Origin of the sequence: Pseudonocardia sp. CA-142604, from assembly GCF_050948475.1 — a bacterium.
In the GTDB taxonomy this organism is placed as follows: Bacteria; Actinomycetota; Actinomycetes; order Mycobacteriales; family Pseudonocardiaceae; genus Pseudonocardia; species Pseudonocardia alaniniphila.
The window spans coordinates 5,711,094-5,730,000 of the sequence record NZ_CP192045.1; the positions used below are offsets into that span (position 1 = coordinate 5,711,094).

The 18,907-nt window shown below is 72.2% G+C and carries 19 protein-coding genes; 16 read left to right on the forward strand and 3 right to left on the reverse strand.

The features are described 5' to 3' along the window. Window positions 1-11: 11 nt before the first annotated feature. The 10 genes from ACQPZQ_RS25870 to ACQPZQ_RS25915 all read left to right on the forward strand — a co-directional run bounded on the left by ACQPZQ_RS25870 (window position 12) and on the right by ACQPZQ_RS25915 (window position 11,023). Entirely contained in the window at window positions 12-968 is a 957-nt protein-coding gene (locus ACQPZQ_RS25870) for an ABC transporter permease (RefSeq protein WP_433284804.1), read from the forward strand. Next, complete coding sequence (locus ACQPZQ_RS25875) at window positions 965-1,855, forward strand: ABC transporter permease (protein ID WP_433284806.1); 891 nt, start codon at window positions 965-967, stop codon at window positions 1,853-1,855. The genes ACQPZQ_RS25870 and ACQPZQ_RS25875 overlap by 4 nt, the downstream gene beginning before the upstream one ends. After that, a complete protein-coding gene (locus ACQPZQ_RS25880; RefSeq protein ID WP_433284808.1) occupies window positions 1,852-2,889 on the forward strand; it encodes an ABC transporter ATP-binding protein in 1,038 nt (345 codons plus the stop codon). The genes ACQPZQ_RS25875 and ACQPZQ_RS25880 overlap by 4 nt, the downstream gene beginning before the upstream one ends. Window positions 2,890-2,905: 16 nt before the next feature. Further along, window positions 2,906-3,931, forward strand: a complete 1,026-nt coding sequence (locus ACQPZQ_RS25885) for an ABC transporter ATP-binding protein (protein ID WP_433284810.1) — start codon at window positions 2,906-2,908, stop codon at window positions 3,929-3,931. Between the two features lie 128 nt (window positions 3,932-4,059). Then, window positions 4,060-4,464, forward strand: a complete 405-nt coding sequence (locus ACQPZQ_RS25890) for a hypothetical protein (RefSeq protein WP_433284812.1) — start codon at window positions 4,060-4,062, stop codon at window positions 4,462-4,464. Window positions 4,465-4,596: 132 nt separating this feature from the next. Further along, window positions 4,597-5,580, forward strand: a complete 984-nt coding sequence (locus ACQPZQ_RS25895; RefSeq protein WP_433284813.1) for a pirin family protein — start codon at window positions 4,597-4,599, stop codon at window positions 5,578-5,580. Between the two features lie 34 nt (window positions 5,581-5,614). Continuing rightward, a complete protein-coding gene (locus ACQPZQ_RS25900) occupies window positions 5,615-5,923 on the forward strand; it encodes a GNAT family N-acetyltransferase (protein WP_433284815.1) in 309 nt (102 codons plus the stop codon). After that, a complete protein-coding gene (locus ACQPZQ_RS25905) occupies window positions 5,923-6,927 on the forward strand; it encodes an ABC transporter substrate-binding protein (protein ID WP_433284817.1) in 1,005 nt (334 codons plus the stop codon). Before ACQPZQ_RS25900 ends, ACQPZQ_RS25905 begins: the two co-directional genes overlap by 1 nt. 111 nt (window positions 6,928-7,038) lie before the next feature. Further along, window positions 7,039-10,182 carry an SNF2-related protein gene (locus tag ACQPZQ_RS25910; RefSeq protein ID WP_433284819.1) on the forward strand — a complete coding sequence of 1,048 codons (3,144 nt, stop codon included), beginning with the start codon at window positions 7,039-7,041 and terminating at the stop codon, window positions 10,180-10,182. Then, on the forward strand, window positions 10,175-11,023 hold the full coding sequence (locus ACQPZQ_RS25915; RefSeq protein ID WP_433284821.1) for an SWIM zinc finger family protein: 849 nt from the start codon (window positions 10,175-10,177) through the stop codon (window positions 11,021-11,023). Before ACQPZQ_RS25910 ends, ACQPZQ_RS25915 begins: the two co-directional genes overlap by 8 nt. Here the strand turns inward: ACQPZQ_RS25915 and ACQPZQ_RS25920 are convergent. Then, window positions 11,010-12,320: an amidase gene (locus tag ACQPZQ_RS25920; RefSeq protein ID WP_433284823.1), complete on the reverse strand. Its 1,311-nt coding sequence runs from the start codon at window positions 12,318-12,320 to the stop codon at window positions 11,010-11,012. The genes ACQPZQ_RS25915 and ACQPZQ_RS25920 overlap by 14 nt on opposite strands. Window positions 12,321-12,441: 121 nt before the next feature. Between ACQPZQ_RS25920 and ACQPZQ_RS25925 the strand changes: the two genes are divergently transcribed. Both ACQPZQ_RS25925 and ACQPZQ_RS25930 read left to right on the forward strand, forming a co-directional pair. Next, the gene (locus ACQPZQ_RS25925; protein ID WP_433284825.1) at window positions 12,442-13,632 is read left to right on the forward strand and encodes a trans-sulfuration enzyme family protein; all 1,191 of its coding nucleotides are present in this window, start codon (window positions 12,442-12,444) and stop codon (window positions 13,630-13,632) included. A gap of 50 nt (window positions 13,633-13,682) precedes the next feature. Beyond that, window positions 13,683-14,597 carry a TIGR03854 family LLM class F420-dependent oxidoreductase gene (locus tag ACQPZQ_RS25930; RefSeq protein WP_433284827.1) on the forward strand — a complete coding sequence of 305 codons (915 nt, stop codon included), beginning with the start codon at window positions 13,683-13,685 and terminating at the stop codon, window positions 14,595-14,597. A gap of 9 nt (window positions 14,598-14,606) precedes the next feature. Here the strand turns inward: ACQPZQ_RS25930 and ACQPZQ_RS25935 are convergent, their stop codons facing one another. After that, window positions 14,607-14,951: a DUF3817 domain-containing protein gene (locus ACQPZQ_RS25935; protein WP_433284829.1), complete on the reverse strand. Its 345-nt coding sequence runs from the start codon at window positions 14,949-14,951 to the stop codon at window positions 14,607-14,609. Between the two features lie 60 nt (window positions 14,952-15,011). Then, on the reverse strand, window positions 15,012-17,081 hold the full coding sequence (locus tag ACQPZQ_RS25940) for a transglycosylase domain-containing protein (RefSeq protein WP_433284831.1): 2,070 nt from the start codon (window positions 17,079-17,081) through the stop codon (window positions 15,012-15,014). A gap of 210 nt (window positions 17,082-17,291) precedes the next feature. Between ACQPZQ_RS25940 and tatA the strand changes: the two genes are divergently transcribed. From tatA to ACQPZQ_RS25960, 4 genes are read left to right on the forward strand one after another with little or no spacing between them, the layout of a single operon-like run. Continuing rightward, the gene (tatA, locus tag ACQPZQ_RS25945; protein WP_241039070.1) at window positions 17,292-17,492 is read left to right on the forward strand and encodes a Sec-independent protein translocase subunit TatA; all 201 of its coding nucleotides are present in this window, start codon (window positions 17,292-17,294) and stop codon (window positions 17,490-17,492) included. Window positions 17,493-17,540: 48 nt separating this feature from the next. Continuing rightward, entirely contained in the window at window positions 17,541-17,840 is a 300-nt protein-coding gene (locus ACQPZQ_RS25950) for an ArsR/SmtB family transcription factor (protein ID WP_433284834.1), read from the forward strand. Then, window positions 17,837-18,652, forward strand: coding sequence for a DUF899 family protein (locus ACQPZQ_RS25955; protein ID WP_433284836.1), 816 nt, complete (start codon window positions 17,837-17,839; stop codon window positions 18,650-18,652). Before ACQPZQ_RS25950 ends, ACQPZQ_RS25955 begins: the two co-directional genes overlap by 4 nt. Continuing rightward, complete coding sequence (locus ACQPZQ_RS25960; RefSeq protein ID WP_433284837.1) at window positions 18,649-18,852, forward strand: hypothetical protein; 204 nt, start codon at window positions 18,649-18,651, stop codon at window positions 18,850-18,852. The genes ACQPZQ_RS25955 and ACQPZQ_RS25960 overlap by 4 nt, the downstream gene beginning before the upstream one ends. Window positions 18,853-18,907: the final 55 nt, after the last annotated feature.

An 18,907-nucleotide genomic window follows, 5' to 3' on the forward strand; every position in this document is an offset into this window, starting at 1 on the left:
ACGCCGAAGGCATGCGGTCCTACCTGTTGAACCGGCTGTGGCAGTCGGCGCTGACGCTGGTGCTCGCCACGATCGTGGTGTTCCTCGGCGTCCGCGCCCTGCCCGGCGACCCGGCGCTCGCGTTCGCCGGGGAAGAACGCGACCCGGCGTCGCTCGCGGCACTGCGCGAGCGGCTCGGGCTCGACGACTCGATCATCGTGCAGTACGGGAAGTTCGTGCTCGGCGCGCTGCAGGGCGACTTCGGCAGCTCCACGCGGACCGGCATCCCGGTCTCGACGATGATCGCCACCGCGCTGCCGGTCACGATCGAGCTGTCGCTGCTCGCCATGCTGGTGGCGGTCGTGCTGGGCGTCTCCACCGGCGTGGTGGCGGCCGTCCGGCGCGGCCGTCCCGCGGAGTGGTTCGCCAACGGGCTCGCGCTGCTCGGGCTCTCCGTGCCGAACTTCTGGCTCGGCCTGATCGCGATCCTCTACCTGTCGGTCGGCCTGGGCGCCTTCCCCGCCTCCGGTTTCGTACCGCTCACGCAGAATCCGATCGACAACCTGCACCACCTCGTGCTGCCCGCGCTCGTACTCGGCACGGGCATCGCGGCGGTCGTGATGCGTCAGACCCGCTCGGCGATGCTCGACTCGCTCGGGGCCGACTACATCCGTACCGCGCGGGCCAAAGGCGTCTCGCCGCGCGGGGTGATCGGGCGGCACGCGCTGCGCAACAGCCTCGTCGTGGTGATCACCATCGTCGGGCTCCAGCTGGGCATCCTCATCTCCGGTGCCGTCGTCACGGAGGGGATCTTCAGCCTGCCCGGCTTCGGGAAGATGACGATCGACGCGGTGTTCCAGCGTGACTATCCCGTGCTGCAAGGGGTGGTGCTCGTGACGGCCACGGCCTACATCGTCATCAACTTCCTGGTCGACCTCGCGTACTCGCTGATCGACCCGCGGATCCGCGTGGCAGGAGCGCCGGCATGACCGCCACCGAGATCGTCACCCCTCCGGCACCGGAGCCGGGCGTCGAACCGCCGCGGCGCCGCGCGGCCCTGCGCAGGCTCCGCCGGAGCCCACTGGGCATCGCGGGGTTCACCGTATTGGCCGTGGCCGTCGTGGCCGCGGTGCTGGCCCCCGTGCTCGCGCCCTACGCCCCCGCACAGGTGCACTTCGACGCCCCGTTCCAGATCCCCGGCACCGTGGGCTTCGCCCTCGGCACCGACGACCTCGGCCGCGACATCCTGTCGCGCATCCTGTACGGGCTGCGGGCCTCGCTGGAGGTGGGTGTGCTCGCCGTCGCGCTCATCCTGGCCGTCGGGGTACCGCTGGGTCTTGCGGCAGGCTACTTCCGGGCGCTCGACGCGGTGATCTCCCGCTTCACCGACCTGATGCTCGCCTTCCCGTTCCTGCTGCTGGCCGTCGGGCTCGCCGCCATCCGCGGCCCGAGCCTCGGCAACGCGGCACTCGCGCTGGGCATCTCCCAGATCCCGAGCATGATCCGCGTCGTCCGGTCGGAGACGCTCCGGCTCAAGAACCTCGACTTCGTCTCCGCGTCGCTCGTGGACGGGGCGGGCGACGTGTGGGTGCTCGGCCGCCACGTGCTCCCCAACGCGCTCTCCGCCGTGATCGTGCAGGCCACGGTGGCGATGCCGCAGGTGATCATCGGCGAGTCGGTGCTGTCGTTCCTCGGGCTCGGTATCCAGCCGCCCTCCCCGAGCCTCGGCACGATGCTCTCCGAGGCCCAGCAGTACGCCGCGAAAGCACCGTGGACGGCGGTGATCCCCGGCCTGGCGATCATGCTCGTGGCGCTCGCCTTCAACCTGTTCGGCGACGCGCTGCGCGACGCCCTGGACCCGAGGAGCTCCCGGTGACGGCCCAGGCAGGCGACGCCGTGCTCGACGTGCGCGACCTGAGGGTCACGTTCCGGACCGACGACGGGCGGGTGTCCGCCGTCGACGGGGTGTCGTTCGACGTCCGTCCGGGCGAGGTGCTCGCGGTGGTCGGTGAGTCGGGGTGCGGGAAGAGCGTCACCGCGATGAGCATCGCCGGGCTGCTGCCCGGCTCGGCGACCGTCACCGGCTCGGTCCAGCTCCGCGGCCGCGAGCTCGTCGGGGCCCCCGAGCCCATGCTGCGCACGGTGCGCGGCGCGGAGGTGGCCTACATCTTCCAGGAGCCGATGACCTCGCTGAACCCCGTGTTCACCGTCGGCAGCCAGATCGCCGAGACGCTGCGCATCCACCAAGGGCTCTCGCGCAAGCAGGCGCTCGCGCGGGCCGTCGAGCTGCTCGGGCTGGTCGGGATCCCGTCGCCCGCCGCCCGCGTGGGGGCCTATCCGCACCAGTTCTCCGGCGGCATGCGTCAGCGCGTCATGATCGCGATGGCGCTGGCCTGCGACCCCGCGGTGCTGGTGGCCGACGAGCCGACCACCGCTCTCGACGTCACCGTGCAGGCCGCCGTGCTCGACCTGCTGCGCGACCTCGGCAAGCGGCTCGGCACGGCGATCGTGCTCATCACGCACGACCTCGGTGTGGTGGCTGACATCGCCGACCGGGTGCTCGTCATGTACGCGGGCCGGGTCGTCGAGACCGCTCCCACACAGGAGCTGTTCGACGCTCCCCGCCACCACTACACGCTGGGCCTGCTCGGCGCGGTCCCGACCGCGGGCAGGCGCGCGGCAGGCGGGCGGCTGCAGGAGATCCCCGGGCTGGTGCCGGTGCTGCAGGAGCAGCCCGACTCCTGCACGTTCGCCGAGCGCTGCCCCGCCGCGGACGAGCGCTGCCGCGCGTCGGCCCCGGCGCTGGTGGTGCAGGAATCCGACTCCCCGGCCGACCCCGACGACGAACGGTCCCTGCACCGGGCCGCCTGCTGGCATCCGGCCGAAGCACTCCTCGTGAAGGGACGGTAGGACTATCACTGGTCTCATGGAGGAGTCCGCCTCCCAGGCCCCGCAGGCGGCTCTGGAGCTGGACGACCTCGTGATGCATTTCGGCCCGGTGCGAGCCGTCGACGGGGTGAGCCTGCGGATCGAGCGTGGCCGCGTGCTCGCCCTCGTGGGCGAGAGCGGATCGGGCAAGTCGACCGTCGGCCGGTGTGTGGTGCGGCTGCTCCAGCCGACGTCCGGCACGGTGCGCCTCGCCGGCACCGACGTCACGACGCTGAGCAGGCGGCGGCTGCGGCCGCACCGGCGCGAGGTCTCGATCGTGTTCCAGGACCCCGCGAGCTCGCTGGATCCGCGGCTGCCGGTCGGCGAGATCGTGGGCGAGCCGCTGCGGCTGCTCGGCCTGGCACAGTCACGGCGCGACCGCGAACAGCGCGTCGGAGATGTGCTGGAGCAGGTGGGGCTGCGCCGCCAGGTCGCACAGCGCTACCCCCACGAGATGTCCGGCGGCCAGCGGCAGCGGGTGAGCATCGCACGGGCACTGGTCTCCTCACCGCGGCTGCTGGTGGCCGACGAGCCCACCAGCGCACTCGACGTCTCGGTGCAGGCGTCGGTGCTGAACCTGCTCGCCGACCTCCAGCGCGACCTCGGGTTCGCCTGCCTGTTCATCACGCACGACCTCTCGGCCGTCGAGTACCTGGCCGACGAGGTGGCCGTGATGTACCTGGGCACACTGGTGGAGCAGGGGTCGCGGGACGCGGTGTTCGGCTCGCCCGCGCACCCCTACACGCAGGCGCTGCTCTCGGCCGCGCCGCTGGCGAACCCGCGCGAACAGCGGGCGCGCCGGCGCGTGCTGCTCACCGGTGACATCCCGTCGCCGACCGCCCCTCCCCCGGGCTGCCGGTTCCACACCCGATGCCCGGTTGCGGAGGACCGGTGCCGCACCGAGGTGCCGCTGCTGCGGCAGACCCCGATCGGCCGGGTGGCCTGCCACCTGGTGGCCGACGACGGATCCGGGCCGGACGTCCGCATCGCGGGCGCCGCGCCGGTCCCGGCGGGAGGCGAGTGACCCGAGCCTCCGGGGCGGCGGAACGTTCACGATGTGGGTCTGGTGACCCTCGCCATCAGTAACCCGGAAGGGGCACGACCCGCGGGTAGCGTCGATGGTGATCGGATCGCGCGACCTGGGAGGGGCGCATGGCCGTCGACGCATCCCGCAGCCTTGTCGGCTGGCTGGTGAACCCGTTCGGGAACTTCCTGCGCACGTGGGACTACCGGCCGGTGACCAGCTGGTTCGACAACTTCACGATCAACCTCAACTCCAACGACGCCGAGCTCGAAGAGCACGTGCTCGGCAACGTCGGCAGTTACGGGTTGCAGCTGAGCCGCATTCTCGACGCGGTGAGCCTGCTGGTGAGCGAGCTAGACCTCGATCGCCTCACCCCCGAGCAGCAGCGCGTCGTCGTGCGGCTCGAGGACCTCGCCGAGGACGTCCGGCGGTCGGTCGCGGAGTACCGCGGCGGCGAGATCGAGCCCGCGCCCGGCACCGACTCGCCGGTGTTGCTCCCGCGGGTGACGCAACCGCACCCGACGGCTTCCTGAGCCGCGGCACTCTCCATGCAGGGGCAGCGGGCCCGGTAGGGCCACGCGAATCGGACACCCGTACCGGGGAAGAGAACGACCCCCGGTACCGTTCGGACCGGTAGTTGCAGAATCAACTTCCGGAGGCCTCACATGCCCGCCGTCACCGTCGCCGATGTCACGTTGCTCCCCCGCGTCCCCGAACCGGGAGCGGCTGCCCAGGACCGGCCCGTCCGCTCCGTCACCACGGCTCCGTCCGGGTTCGAGGGCGAGGGCTTTCCGGTGCGCCGCGCCTTCGCGGGGATCGACCTGCGCGACCTCGACCCGTTCCTGATGATGGACCAGATGGGCGAGGTCGAGTACGCGCCCGGCGAGCCGAAGGGCACGGCCTGGCACCCGCACCGGGGCTTCGAGACCGTCACCTACATCATGGACGGCACGTTCGAGCACGCCGACTCGCACGGCGGCGGCGGAGTGATCACCAACGGCGACACCCAGTGGATGACCGCGGGCGGCGGGCTGCTGCACATCGAGCGCCCGCCGGAGTCGCTCGTCATGAGCGGCGGGCTCTTCCACGGCCTGCAGCTGTGGGTGAACCTGCCGAAGGCCGACAAGTGGCTCGAGCCGAAGTACCAGGACCTGCGGGCCGGCGAGTCGGCTCTGGTCACCACTCCGGACGGCGGGGCGCTGATCCGGGTGATCGCCGGTGAGCTCGCCGGGCACACCGGCCCGGGATCGACCCACACCCCGATGGCGATGATGCACGCCACCGTGGCGCCCGGCGCCACCGTCCGGCTGCCGTGGCGCCGCGATTTCAACGCGCTCGTCTACGTCCTCTCCGGGGCCGGATCGGTCGGCGCCGAGAAGCGCCCGGTGCGCACCGGACAGGCCGCCCTCTTCGGACCGGGCGACACGATCACCGTCTCGGGCAACGAGAAGCAGGAGTCGCGTCTGTCGGGCCTGGATGTGATCATCCTCGGGGGACAGCCGATCCAGGAGCCCGTCGCCTGGGCCGGTCCGTTCGTCATGAACACCCGGGCGGAGGTGTTGCAGGCGTTCGACGACTACCAGAAGGGCAAGCTGGGAGTCGTCCCCGCCACGTATATCCCGCACGGGTCCGCAGGAGGAAACGCATGACCGCCGACGTACTTTCTCCCGCGGAGGCGGAGTCATGACAGAGCCGCAGATCCTCGACGCCGCCGAGTCGTCCCGATTCGAGATCCACGTCGACGACAAGCTCGCAGGCTTCGCCGTCTACCGGCTCGGGCACGGCCGGATCAGCTTCATCCACACCGAGATCGACGACGCGTTCGCGGGGCAGGGCCTGGGCGGCACGCTCGTCCGGGCAGCGCTCGACGCCGCCCGGACCCGAGGCCTCGCGGTCATCCCCCTGTGCCCGTTCGTGCGCGGCTGGATCCAGAAGCACGAGGACTACCTGGACCTGGTGCCCGAGGCGGAGCGCGCCCACATCGGCCTCTGATGAGCTGCCTGCGGGTCGGAGTCGCGCTGTCGGTCACGGGCCGGTTCGCACGCTTCGGCGCGCAGGCCGCGGAGGGTCTGCACAGCTGGCGGGAGTTGACCGACGGCGTCGAGGTCGTCGTCGAGGACGACGAGAGCGATCCGCGGACGCTGCGCGCTCGGCTGCACGGGCTCGCCGCCCGTTGTGATCTCCTGCTCGGGCCGTACTCCACGCTGCTCGCACGCGGCGCGGCAGAGGTGGCGTCCGCCGAGGACCTGCTGATCTGGAACCACGGCGGCTCCGGCGACGACGTGCAGGCGGCGGCACCCGGCCATGTCATCTCCGTCCTGTCGCCCACGAGCCGTTACGCCGAGCCGTTCGTCCGCCATCTCGCCGACCGTGAGGAGAAGGTTCCGCTCCTGCTGGCCCAGGGGCGGGGTCGCTTCGCACGCCAGGTCATCGCCGGGGCGCAGCGGCACGCCGAGCACATGGGCATCACGACCGTCCGCGCCGACGCCCCGTTCACGCGCGACCGGCCGTGGGACCTCTTCACCGCCGGCACCTTCGAGGAGGACGTGGACACCGTCACGGCCGCCCGCACCGCGCCCGGCAGGCCCAGGATCATCGGGGCGGTCGCCGCCGGGGTACGGGAGTTCGCCGACGCGGTTCCGGACAGCAACGGGGTCCTGGGGGTCGCCCAGTGGTTCCCGGGCGGGCACCGCCGGGCGGAGATCGGCCCGTCCGAGAACGACTTCCTGGCGACGTTCACCCGCGGCACAACGCCCGACTACCCGGCCGTTCAGGCCGCCGCCGCGGCCGCGCTGGCTGTGCACTGCGCCGAGGCCGCCGGTAGCCGCGACCGAGAGGCCTTGTGGGCGGCAGCCACCCACCTGCGGACGTCGACCATGTTCGGCGACTTCGCCGTCGCAGCCGAGGACGGCAGCCAGGTGGGCCACCGGATGACACTCGTGCGCTGGGACGAGGGCCGCCTGGGCGCGCTGGAGAGCCGCCCCCCGAAGCCCTGACGCCGCTCCGGCAACGGAGAGCGCGGGGCCGAGGCCGCGAGCGTGCACGTCCGGCCCGTTCGTCCCGCAGCCGCGGGGCGGCGTGTCGGGGCGGCTCCGTAGCCTTGACCTGTGCTTGCCGTCCACGCCGTCTGGTCGCCCGGCCGCGGTGTGCTGCTCTGGGCCGAGGACGGCGAGCGGCCTGCCACCTCCTCGAGCCGCTCGCTGCGCTCCGCCCGACCCCACCCGTTCGCGGCCCCCGCATCGGCGCTCGTGGCGCTGCACCCCGGCAAGCCCGCCACCCTCACGCTGCTGCTTCCGTCCAGGCCGGGCGGCCCGCTCGCCTCTCCGGAGCTGGTGCGGAGCGGCGGGCGCGCCGCACCGCCCCGGGGCGGGCCCACGCTGCGGCCGTGGTCGGTGCCTGCGCTGCTGGTCGACGTCGCGGAGCTCGACGACCCCGTCGACGAGGTGCGCTACGGCGCGTCGGTGGCCCACCTGCGCGCCGTGGCCGAGCTGGCGGCCGACCTCGCCGCCCGCGGCCGTGTGCTGCCCACCCTGGTCCGCACCGGTGCGCTCGCGACCGCGCGATGGCGCCCGATCGTCCAGGGCCTCGACGCCGTCACGTTCGACGCGCTGGTGGCCGCGCTTCCGCCGGTCGGGCGGGCGGAGGCCGTGGGGCCCGCGCGTGGCCCGCAGACCGGCACCGACGCCCAGGAGCTGGTCACCGACGCGCTCGCCGGACTCACCGACGCCGCCGTCCGCGACCTGCTCGCCCGCGCGCCCGAGCCGGTCACCGTGCTCCCGCCGCGCACGGGCACGCCGCACAGGCTCGCGGCCACCGAGGCGTGGCTCGCCGCTCTGCTCACGCCCGACGGACGGATCGGGGGCGACTCCTCCGAGCTGCCCGCCACCGAGCTGGCGGCGCTCGCCGACGCGGTGGCGCAATGGGACGAGTTCGGCACGGCCCCCACCGGCGCCGGCCGTGCCTGCTTCCGGCTCTCCGAGATCAGCACCCTGCACGACCCCGCCGACCCGGCCCCTGACGCTCTCGACCAGACCGGCGACGGCACGCGCTGGGTGCTCGAGTTCCTCCTGCAGTCCACCGCCGACCCGAGCCTGCTCGTCCCGGCGGAACAGGTCTGGGCCGGCGGGGCCGCCCGGCTGATCACGGAGCCGCAGGAGCTGCTGCTCGCCGAGCTCGGCCGCGCGTCGCTGGTGCTCCCGGCGCTCGCCCCGGCATTGCGGCAGGCCCACCCGTCCTCGCTCGATCTCGACCTCGACGGCGCCCACCACTTCCTCACGGCGGGCGCGGCGCTGCTCGTCGAGGCCGGGTTCGGCGTGCAGTTGCCGTCCGGGTGGGACGGCGCGCGCCGCGTCGGGCTCGCCCTGAGCGCGCGCAGCACGCCGGCCGACCGCGTGCTCACCCGCAGCGGACTGGGCCGCGAGGAGCTGGCCGATTTCCGCTGGTCCATCGCGGTGGGCGACGAGGAGCTCTCCGAGGAGGAGCTCACCGACCTGGTGGCCACCAAGGCGCCGCTGGTCCGGCTGCGGGGCCGGTGGGTCAGCGTCGACGCCGAGCGGTTGCAGAAAGGTCTGGAGTTCCTGCGCCGTGCCCGCCAGCGGCGTGCCGCGGGCGCCCCGACCGCCGCCGAGGTGCTCGCACTGGCCCACCGCCATCCCGACGACTGGGCGGCCGGCGGCGAGGAGGACGGCGTCCCGCTCCCCGTCACCGCCATCCACGCCGAGGGCTGGATCGGCCAGCTGCTCTCCGGTGAGGCCGAGCGCGCGATCACGCCGATCCCCCCGCCTCCGGGCTTCCAGGCGCAGCTTCGCCCCTACCAGGAGCGCGGCGTCTCGTGGCTCGCCTTCCTCTCGGCGCTCGGGCTCGGCGCCTGCCTCGCCGACGACATGGGGCTGGGCAAGACGGTGCAGATGCTGGCCCTGGAGACGCACGAGCGGGCTCAGCAGGAGCAGGGCCCCACCCTGCTGATCTGCCCCATGTCGCTCGTGGGCACCTGGCAGCGGGAGGCCGCGCGCTTCGCTCCCCATCTGAGGGTGCTCGCGCACCACGGCCCCGGGCGGTTGCACGACGAGGAGCTCGCAGAGCGGGTCCGCGAGTCCGACCTCGTCGTCACCACCTACGCCACGGCCACCCGCGACGGCGACGAGCTGGCCCGGTTCGCCTGGCGCCGGCTCGTGCTCGACGAGGCACAGGCCGTGAAGAACAGCCGGGCCTCGCACGCACGCGCTGTGCGGCGCTTCGACGCCGAGCACCGCGTGGCGCTCACCGGCACGCCAGTAGAGAACCGGCTCGCCGAGCTGTGGTCGATCATGGACGTGCTCAACCCCGGGCTGCTCGGCTCGGCCGACAGGTTCCGCGCCCGCTACGCCATCCCGGTGGAGCGCCACGGCAACACCGAGGCCGCCGCGTTGCTGCGCCGCGTCACGCGCCCGTACCTGCTGCGGCGGGTGAAGACGGATCCCACGATCATCGACGACCTGCCCGACAAGATCGAGATCACGCAGCACTACCGGCTCACCCGCGAGCAGGCCTCGCTCTACCGCACGGTCGTCGACGACATGATGGAGAAGATCGCCGACTCGCAGGGCATCGAGCGCCGCGGCAACGTTCTCGCCGCGATGGCCAAGCTCAAGCAGATCTGCAACCACCCGGCCCAGCTGCTGCACGACGGCTCACCGGTCGGCCGCCGCTCCGGCAAGATCCTCCGGCTCGAGGAGATCCTCTCCGAGATCCTCGACGAGGGCGACCGCGTGCTGTGCTTCACGCAGTTCGCCGAGTTCGGCCACATGCTCGTGCCGCATCTCTCAGCGCGCTTCGACACCGACGTCGCGTTCCTCCACGGTGGCACGCCCAAGAAGCGCCGCGACGAGATGGTCACGCGGTTCCAGGCAGGTGAGGGGCCACCGATCATGCTGCTCTCGCTCAAGGCGGGTGGCACCGGCCTCACCCTCACCACAGCCAACCACGTGGTGCATCTGGACCGGTGGTGGAACCCCGCCGTCGAGAACCAGGCCACCGACCGGGCGTTCCGCATCGGGCAGCGGCGCAACGTCCAGGTGCGCAAGTTCGTCTGCCCGGGCACCGTCGAGGAGCGCATCGACGAGATGATCACCAAGAAGCGTGCGCTGTCGGAGATGGTGGTGGGCGACGGCGAGGGCTGGCTCACCGAACTGTCCACCGACTCCTTGCGCGAGCTGTTCACCCTGAGCTCGGAGGCCCTCGAGGAGACGATCGAGGGGGGCGAGAATGCCTGATCCCGATCCCTTCTGGTGGCGCGACGCCGAACCCGCGAAGGCTCGCAAGGTCGAGGGCGGCATCCAGATCAACAGCACCCGCGGCCCGGTGGCGCGGTCGTGGTGGTCGCAGCGGTTCCTCTCGGTTCTGGAGTCGCTCGGCGTCGGCGGGCGGCTCTCGCGGGGGCGCAGCTACGCGCGTGCGGGCCAGATCGTCTCCCTCGACGTCGACGCCGGCGGCGCCGTCGCGCAGGTGCAGGGCTCGCGGCCGCAGCCGTACAAGGTGCGGATCGGCGTCCCGGCGTTCGGCAAGGCGGAGTGGGCCGCGGTGGCGCAGGCGCTCGTCGACGACGCCTCCTACGCCGCCGTGCTGCTGGGTGGCGAGATGCCGCGCGACATCGAGCGTGTCTTCGAGGCAGTCGGTCTGTCGCTCTTCCCGGCGAGCAACCGCGACCTCTCGATGGACTGCACCTGCCCCGACTTCGCCGTCCCGTGCAAGCACCTCGCCGCGGTGTTCTACGTGCTCGCCGAGTGGTTCGACGCTGATCCCTTCCAGATCCTCGCCCTGCGCGGCCGCGACCGCGAGACGCTCCTGGAGGATCTGCGCGCCCGCCGCACCGCGGCACTCCCGAGCGACCCGGCGGCGAGCAGCGGCGCCCTCGCCGACGTCATGGACACCTACTGGCACGCCGGCCCCGGTCTCCCCGAACGGCTGGCCGGTGCCCACACGCCGCCCGACGCGCTGCTCGACCAGGTGCCGCGTTTCGCGATCGATGTTCGGGGCGAGCAGGTCACCGACCTGCTGCGACCCGCCTACCGCGCCATGGCCGGAGAGGACGCCGAGCTCATCACCGGGCCCTGAGCTTCTCCAGCTGCCCGGCGAGGGCGAGCAACCGCGGCTCACCGCCGGGCGGGGCCACCAGCTGCACGCCGATCGGCACCCCCGAAGGATGCCGGCCGGCAGGCACGGAGAGCGCCGGGTAGCCCGCGAGGTTCCAGGGCGTGAGAAACCCGTTGGCCCGCGCCTGCGGCAGGTTGGCGAGCCACGACTTCCGGCTCCACAGCTGCGCCTTCGCCGGCAGCGCCGCTTGCGCGGGTGTGAGGAGCACGTCGTGGTCCGCGAAGAACTCGCCTGCGCGGGAGATCCACTCCCGCCGGGGGCCTTCACGGACGAGCCCTGCCCTGGTCACGAACCGCCCGATCCGCACATGGGTGCGCGTCCGCGGCTGCAGGCGGCTCGGGGCGAACTCCGTGGCGTGCTCCGCCGGCCCGGCGAACCAGCGGGCCGCGGCTCCGGTCAGTACGGCCGTTCCGTACCGGGGCGTGGCCGCCGTGATGCTGTGCCCGGCGTCGCGAAGCTGCTTCGCCACCTGCGTGACCGCCGCCGTCATCGCCTTCGGCACCGATGCCCCCGTGACCGGCACCCGCGTGGACACGGCCACCCGCAGCGGGCCCGGCTCGGTGATCCGGCTCAGGTCGGGCCGCTGGGCGAGCACGGCGAGGAGCAGAGCCGCGTCGGCCGCGGTCGTCGCGAGTGCACCGTGCCGGTAGAGCCCGCAGAACAGGCCGGAGTCGGACGCGGGGACGACGCCCGCGCCCGGCATGATGCCGAGCACGCCGCAGATCGCGGCGGGACCCCGGATCGAGCCGAGGGCGTCCGTGCCGTGGGCGAGCGGCACCATGCCCGCCGCCACCGCCGCCGCACTCCCCCCGGACGATCCACCGGCCACGTATTCCGGCGCCGCCGGGTTGCGGGAGATCCCCTCGGCCGTGTCGGTCGACGGCCAGGAGCACAGCTCGGGCACCCGGCTCAGCCCGACCACCACCGCACCGGCCGCGCGCAGCCGGGCGACGATCTCGCCGTCAGCGCTCGCGACCTGCCGCGACCCCGCTCGCGATCCCCACTCCGCGAACTCGCCGGCGACCGCAACGACGTCCTTGACGGCGATCGGCACGCCGGCGAGCGGGAGATCAGCGCGGTCGGGACGCGCACCGATCGCTCGGGCCTCGGCCAGCGCCTCCTGCGCGCGGACCCGCCGGAACGCACCGATCGTGTCGTCACGGGCCGAGATCCGTTCCAACGCCTCCTCGGTGATCCGCACCGGGTCCAGCGTTCCCGCCCGCACTCCCGCGGCCACCTCATCCGCCGTACGGATCATGAGTCGAAACGGTACGCGTGGGCGACCGGTCGCCGCCGCGTGGACATCGACACGACAGGCTGATCCGTACCGCCCCTGGGCCAGATCCCCCCTGGCGGTGCGCGGCGGGTACGAAGACGGGGTGCCCGACATCCCTCATCTCGCCACGCTCGCCGTTCACGCCGGCAACGCCGTCGACTCCGGCAGCGGAGCGATCCGCCGCCCGCTCGTCATGGCGAACTCCTACGCGCTGCCCGACGACCCGTCCGAGCTGTCCTGGTCGGGCACCGACACCCCGCTCTACACCCGCAACGGCGGCGCCAACCAGGGATGGTTGGAGGACAAGCTCGCCGCCCTCGACGAGGGTACGGCGGCGGTGGCTCTCGCGAGCGGGATGGCCGCACAGCACGCGGTGTTCTTCGCCGCGCTGCGCTCCGGCGACCACGTGGTCTGCTCCGACACCACCTACGTCGGCACCTATCGACTGCTCCACGACCTGCTCCCGGCGAAGTACGGGATCACGGCCACCCTCGTCGACTCCTCCGACCTCGACGCCGTGGCCGCCGCTGTTCGCCCGGAGACCCGGCTGGTGCACATCGAGACGCCGGCCAACCCCACCACCCGGATCACCGACGTCGCCGCGGTCGCGGACATCGCGCACGGCGCAGGCGCGCTGCTGTCGGTGGACGCCACGTTCGCCACGCCGGTGCTGCAGCGCCCGCTCGACCTGGGTGCCGACGTCGTCGTGCACTCGCTCACGAAGTACATCAACGGCCACGGCGATGCGATGGGCGGCGCCGTGATCGGCGGTGGGGAGGCGGGCAGTGCACTCGTGGCCGACATCCGGCGCGAGGCCATGGTCAACGTGGGCGGCGTGATCAGCCCGTTCAACGCCTGGTTGATCATGCGCGGCTCGGTGACCCTGCCGATGCGGATGCGGGCCCACTGCGCCGGGGCGATGGCCGTGGCCCGGTTCCTGGAGGAGCACCCGCGGATCGCCTACGTCGCCTACCCGGGGCTGCCGTCCCACCCGCAGCACGCGCTGGCCGTCCGCACGCTCGACGGCGGGTTCGGCGGGATGCTCGCGTTCGCGGTGGACGGCGACTCCGCTGCGCAGAACCGGTTCGTTGCGGCGCTGCGGCTGATCACCTCGGCGGTCTCGCTCGGGCACGACGAGTCGCTGATCGTGCACGTCTCCGGCGACGACGAGCGGGCCCGGTACTACCCCGAGAAGTTCCGCCGCTACGGCCATCTGCGGTTCTCGGTGGGCCTGGAGGATCCCCGAGACCTGATCGCCGACCTGTCCCGCGCCCTCGACGCCGTCGGTTCCTGACGCCACCCGTTGGCGGCCGGACGCGCGGCACGCGGGGGTAGCGTCGAGGTGTGAAGGTTCGTATCGGTATCGGATCTGTGCCTCTCGCCTCCGGTCCGGGCCCCGGGCCCGAGCTCGCAGAACTGATCGACGAGCTCGAGGCCCGCCACATCGACTCGCTCTGGCTGGCCGACACGGCGTCGGCCCCGACGATCGATCCCGTCGTCGGAATGGCGTTCGCCGCGGGCCGTACCCGTGAGCTGAAGCTCGGCACGGGCGTCCTGGTGCTCCCCGGCCGCAACCCCGCGCTCGTCGCCGCGCAGCTTGCGTCGCTGGCCGCGCTGGCTCCCCGGCGGATCCTGCCCGCGTTCGGGGTGCGGTCGGTCACGCCCGCGGAGCGCGATCTGTTCCCGGCACCCGACGGCGCGCGGGCCGCTCTGTTCGACGAGTCCCTCGTCGTGGTGCGCCGGTTGCTGTCCGAGCCGAGCGTGACCCACCACGGCCGGTTCTTCCACCTCGACGACGCGTCGGTGGCGCCGCTACCTGCGCGGCCGCTCGATCTGTGGCTCGGTGGCCGCGCGCCGGCCGGACTACGCCGGATCGGACGGCTGGCCGACGGCTGGCTCGGCAGCGCCGTCACCCCGGAGGAGGCCGGCGTCGCCAGGTCGCTCATCGAGGAGACGGCCAAGGACGCGGGCCGCGAGATCGAACCCGACCACTACGGCACGAACATCGCCGTGATCCCGCCCGGCGCCACCGTCACCGACGCCGCGATCGCCCGTATCGCGCGGCGCCGCCCGGACCTCGACCCGAAGCTGCTGGTGGCCCACGGCTGGGACGCCGCGCGCGAGCAGGTGCGCCGCTTCGTCGACGTCGGGCTGACGAAGTTCGTCGTCCGCCCCGCCGGGACGATCCCCTCCTGGCGCGGGTTCCTCGACCAGTTCACCGCCGAGATCACCGGACTGGAGGCCGAGCTCAGCAGCTGACCGGGCCGTTCACGCCGCCTGGTCGGCCGCCGCGGGAACGCCGGAGAACAACCCGGTGCGGCGGGCGCGGCGCTCGAACCACAACGTGGCGAGCGGCGGGATGCTGGCCACGAGTGCCACCACGGTCGTTCCGACGCTCCACCGGAAATCACGCGCCACCACCAGCGTGACGACGACGTAGATGATGAAGAGCACCCCGTGGATCGGCCCGAACACGGTGACGCCGATGTCGTTGCGCACCACGACGTACTTGAAGAACATCCCGATCAGCAGGCCGGCCCAGGAGCAGGCCTCAGCGATCGCGATGGTGCGGAACACCAGAGCAGCCGTGGTCGGGGAGGGGAAGGCAGCCATGTGCGCCACTCTGCCCGACCATCGTTCCGTAGCTTCTACCGGGTGTCGAAAGTAACCCGCCTACGACAGCCGGCCCCGGAGATACCGGGGTGACGGCGGGGCCAGCGGCACCACCGGGGCGTCCCCGAGGATGTCGTTGGCCGCTTTGTAGAACGTTCGCGCCGGCGCCCCACCACCGAAGAGCGTGCCGCTCGAGCAGGTGCTGGGCGGCGACCCGTCGCAGATCGGCCGCGGGTTCCGGGAGTCGTCGAACACGATCGCCGCTCCGGAGAGCTGCGGCGTGGCGCCCACGAACGCCGCGGACTGGAAGATCTGAGTGGTTCCGGTCTTGGCCGAGGCGGGTCGTGACCAGCCCTCGGCGGACGCCGCAGCCGCTGACGTACCACCCGGCTGGTCGTCTTGGCTGAGGCCGTTGACCAGGCTGTCCGCCAGAGCGGGAGCGACCGCCTGCCGGCACGGGGCCTGGTTCACGGGCACCGGTTTGCCGCTCTGGTCGGTCACCGACAGGATCGGCGTGGGCGGGCACCACATGCCGTGGCTCTGCAGCGTCGCGTCGACGTTGGCCAGTTCGAGGTCGCTCGTCGGGGTCACACCGAGGGTGAAGGACGCCTGCCGCTCCGCCTTCACCGTGTCGGCGATCGACATGGCTCCCGGCTTGTCGCTCACCGGGTTGGAGAGCGAGGTCATGCCGAGCCGCTGCGCCATGTCCACGATGGGTGGGATCCCGGTGCTCTCCTCGAGCTTCACGAAGGCGGTGTTCGGCGACTCGGCGAGCGCCTCGGTGAGGGTCAGCTGCGGCGCGAGTGTCTCCTCGGCGTTGTGCACCGGGATGTCATGGCCCGAAGCGTCCTTGTAGATCGGGCTCAGGTACCCGCTCGGCGGCACGTCGATCACCGAGTCGATACCGATCAGGCCCTGCTCCATGGCCGTGGCGGCGGTGAAGATCTTGTACACCGAACCGGCACCGAGATTCTCCGGCTGGTAGGGCAGCCCGTAGCTGGACTGGCCCGGCTTGTTGCCGTACGTGCGGTTGGCCACCATCGCCGTGATCGGGTGCAGGGTCTGGCCGGGCTGCACGAACGAGAGCACGTCAGCGACGTGCGGCGTCCTCGGCGGCACCTGACTGTCCACCGCGGACTTGGCCTTCTCCTGCGCGATCGGGTCGAGCGTGGTGCGGATCGTGTAGCCACCCGACAGGAGCTGCTCGCCGGTGAAGCCGGCCTGCTCCAGGTAGCGCACCACGTAGGCACAGAAGTAGCCGTCGTCCCCCGCACCCGTGCAGCCCTCGGGCGGCACGGACGTCTCGTCCACCACACCCAGCGGCGCGGCGGTGGCGGTCGCGGCATCCGCGGGGGTGATCGAGCCGAGCTGGCGCAGCTGCGCGATCACCACGTCGCGGCGCGCCTTGGCGGCCTCGGGATGCTCGATCGGGTCGAACTGGGTGGGGCTCTGCACCATCCCGGCGAGCAGAGCCGCCTGCGGGACGGTCAGCGCCGAGGCGGTGGTGTTGAAGTAGACCCGCGCCGCGGCGGCCACGCCGTACGCACCGTGCCCGAAGTAGACGATGTTGAGGTAGCGGGTGAGGATGTCTTCCTTGCTCAGGTTGTGGTCGACCGTGACCGCCAGCTCGGCCTCGTGGATCTTGCGGGCGAGGCTGGGCGCCACTGCCGCCTGACGCTGCGCGTCGTTGGTGGCCGCCACATAGAGCTCGTAGTTCTTCACGTACTGCTGGGTCAGGGTCGAACCACCCTGCTGAGCCCCGCCGCCCGCGTCGTTCACCAGGGCGCGAATGGTGCCGACCGGGTCGACGCCGCCGTGTTCGAAGAACCGCCGGTCCTCGATGGCGACGATCGCCGCCTTCATCGCCGCCGATATCTGGGCGCTCGGGACGGGGGTCCGGAACTGGTCGTAGAGGAACGCGATCGGTTTCCCGGTGGAGTCGGTCACAGTGGTGACGTCGGGGGTGTTCCCCGCGAGCAGGGAGGCCGGCGCGACGTTGACCGCCCCGTTGCTGACCTGCGCAGCCAACGCTCCGATGCCACCGACCACCGGAAAGCTCATCACTGCCAGCACCACGGCCGCCACCAGCCCCAGCACCGCCAGCCGCGCGCACTTACGGAGAACCACCACGCAACACATCTACCAGTGCGCCCACCTCCACGCAGAATCCGGATGATCAGTACACATATCGGAGAAAAGCGACCGGAGGGACGCGCGGGATTGTTCGACAAATCGGCGTGCGGAACATTCCCCGGCTTCCCGACAGGAGCACACTCGAGAGGTCCCTCCAGTGCACCACAGGACGGCACTGCGGAAACAGCGTTGCGAAAGGGTGGAGAAATGGGCGAACTCAGCCCCTGGCACTGGCTCATCGTGATCGGCGTGGTGGTTCTCCTCTTCGGGGCCAAGAAGCTGCCCGACGCGGCGCGCGGCCTCGGCCGCTCCGCCCGCATCCTGCAGGCGGAACTGCGGGCCGGCACCGCGCCTGCGACGACCGATCCCGAACCCGGTCGCCCGGCCACCGACGAGGACAAGGCCTAGCCAGAAAGTAGCCTGGCGCTTACGTAAGTGATGGTCTACGCTCCTCGAATGCAGGCCGTCCTCGAAGCCCTCGTCGAACCGCGACGGCGCGAGATCCTCCGGCTCGTGCGCGACGGGGAACTCCCGGCGGGCGCGATCGCCGAGCAGTTCCCCGACGTAGCCCGACCCACCGTCTCGCAGCACCTGCGGGTACTGCGCGGTGCCGGACTGCTCGTCGAACGACGTGAAGGCACCCGGCGGTTCTACCGCGCCCGCCCGGATGCTCTCGCCGAGCTGCGCGCGTTCGTCGAGGATTTCTGGGACGCCCGGCTGGCCGACATCAAGGCGATCGCCGAGGAGGATCAGTGACACCGAGCGAAACGGCGACATCGAGCAACACGGCGACATCGGGCACCCCCGCTCCGTGGTGGACCGAGCTCAAGAGCATCACCCTGCACGTCGAGGGCGAGGCGCCCGGGCTCTGGCCGGCCGGCGCGAGCGAGGAGTACCGCCGGGCACGATCGGAGCTGCGCCGGGCCGAGGCCGAGCTGCGGGACCGGATCGAGGCCGTGGCCGCGATGCGCCGCGCGCTGCCACTCGGGGCCGCCGTGCAGAACCACCGGTTCCTCGAAGGCCCGGCCGACCTCGCCGCCGACGGGCCCGAGCGCCCCGTCACGCTCGACGAGCTCTTCGGCGACCACGACGAGCTGGTCATCTACCACCTGATGCTGCATCCCGAGGACAACGCCGCCTGCGCGGCGTGCTCGATGTTCGTCGACGGCCTCGACGGGGTGGAGCGGCACATCGCCCAGCGCACCGCCTTCGCCGTGATGGCTCCCGCCCCGCTCCCCGCCCTTCGCGGCTGGGCGCGCGTCCGGGGCTGGTCACGGGTGCGACTGGTCTCCGCTGCCGGCACCACATTCCTCGACGACCTCGGGGTGGCCGGCTCCCGTGGGGCGCTGTTCCCGGCGTTCAGCGTGCACGTCCGCGACCGGGACGCCGGTTCAGTGCGTCATGTCCTCACCCAGGCCGCCGATTTCCCTGACGGCACCCCGCGTGGCATGGACCTGCTCACGCCCGTGTGGAACCTGTTCGACCTGCTGCCGTCCGGCCGAGGCGACCGTGAGCCGGACAACACCTATCCCCTCGCACGTACATCAGGTGGAGTATCAGCGTCATGACCCGGTGGCTTCCTGTGGTGCTCGGCGCGCTCGGCGTGCTCCTGTTCGTCATCGGCGGGGTGTGGACTCTGCAGGGGGCCGACCTGCTGGGCGGCAGCTTCATGACCGGGTCCCGCACGTGGTTCGTGATCGGGCTGCTGGTGCTGATCGGCGGGATCGCGCTCATCTCCAGCTCGGTGCGCAGCCGCGTCCGTCACTGAGCCTCCTGAGGAGGCGCTGCGCACGACGTCCCGGCCGACCCTGCAGCGCTCGGAC

Bases quoted from the DNA above. Each gene is read 5' to 3' on its own strand.
- ACQPZQ_RS25870 (WP_433284804.1), top strand. From the start codon at position 12: ATGCGGTCCTACCTGTTGAACCGGCTGTGGCAGTCGGCGCTGACGCTG.
- ACQPZQ_RS25875 (WP_433284806.1), top strand. From the start codon at position 965: ATGACCGCCACCGAGATCGTCACCCCTCCGGCACCGGAGCCGGGCGTC.
- ACQPZQ_RS25885 (WP_433284810.1), top strand. From the start codon at position 2,906: ATGGAGGAGTCCGCCTCCCAGGCCCCGCAGGCGGCTCTGGAGCTGGAC.
- ACQPZQ_RS25890 (WP_433284812.1), top strand. From the start codon at position 4,060: ATGGCCGTCGACGCATCCCGCAGCCTTGTCGGCTGGCTGGTGAACCCG.
- ACQPZQ_RS25895 (WP_433284813.1), top strand. From the start codon at position 4,597: ATGCCCGCCGTCACCGTCGCCGATGTCACGTTGCTCCCCCGCGTCCCC.
- ACQPZQ_RS25900 (WP_433284815.1), top strand. From the start codon at position 5,615: ATGACAGAGCCGCAGATCCTCGACGCCGCCGAGTCGTCCCGATTCGAG.
- ACQPZQ_RS25905 (WP_433284817.1), top strand. From the start codon at position 5,923: ATGAGCTGCCTGCGGGTCGGAGTCGCGCTGTCGGTCACGGGCCGGTTC.
- ACQPZQ_RS25915 (WP_433284821.1), top strand. From the start codon at position 10,175: ATGCCTGATCCCGATCCCTTCTGGTGGCGCGACGCCGAACCCGCGAAG.
- ACQPZQ_RS25920 (WP_433284823.1), bottom strand. From the start codon at position 12,320: ATGATCCGTACGGCGGATGAGGTGGCCGCGGGAGTGCGGGCGGGAACG.
- ACQPZQ_RS25935 (WP_433284829.1), bottom strand. From the start codon at position 14,951: ATGGCTGCCTTCCCCTCCCCGACCACGGCTGCTCTGGTGTTCCGCACC.
- tatA (WP_241039070.1), top strand. From the start codon at position 17,292: ATGGGCGAACTCAGCCCCTGGCACTGGCTCATCGTGATCGGCGTGGTG.
- ACQPZQ_RS25950 (WP_433284834.1), top strand. From the start codon at position 17,541: ATGCAGGCCGTCCTCGAAGCCCTCGTCGAACCGCGACGGCGCGAGATC.
- ACQPZQ_RS25960 (WP_433284837.1), top strand. From the start codon at position 18,649: ATGACCCGGTGGCTTCCTGTGGTGCTCGGCGCGCTCGGCGTGCTCCTG.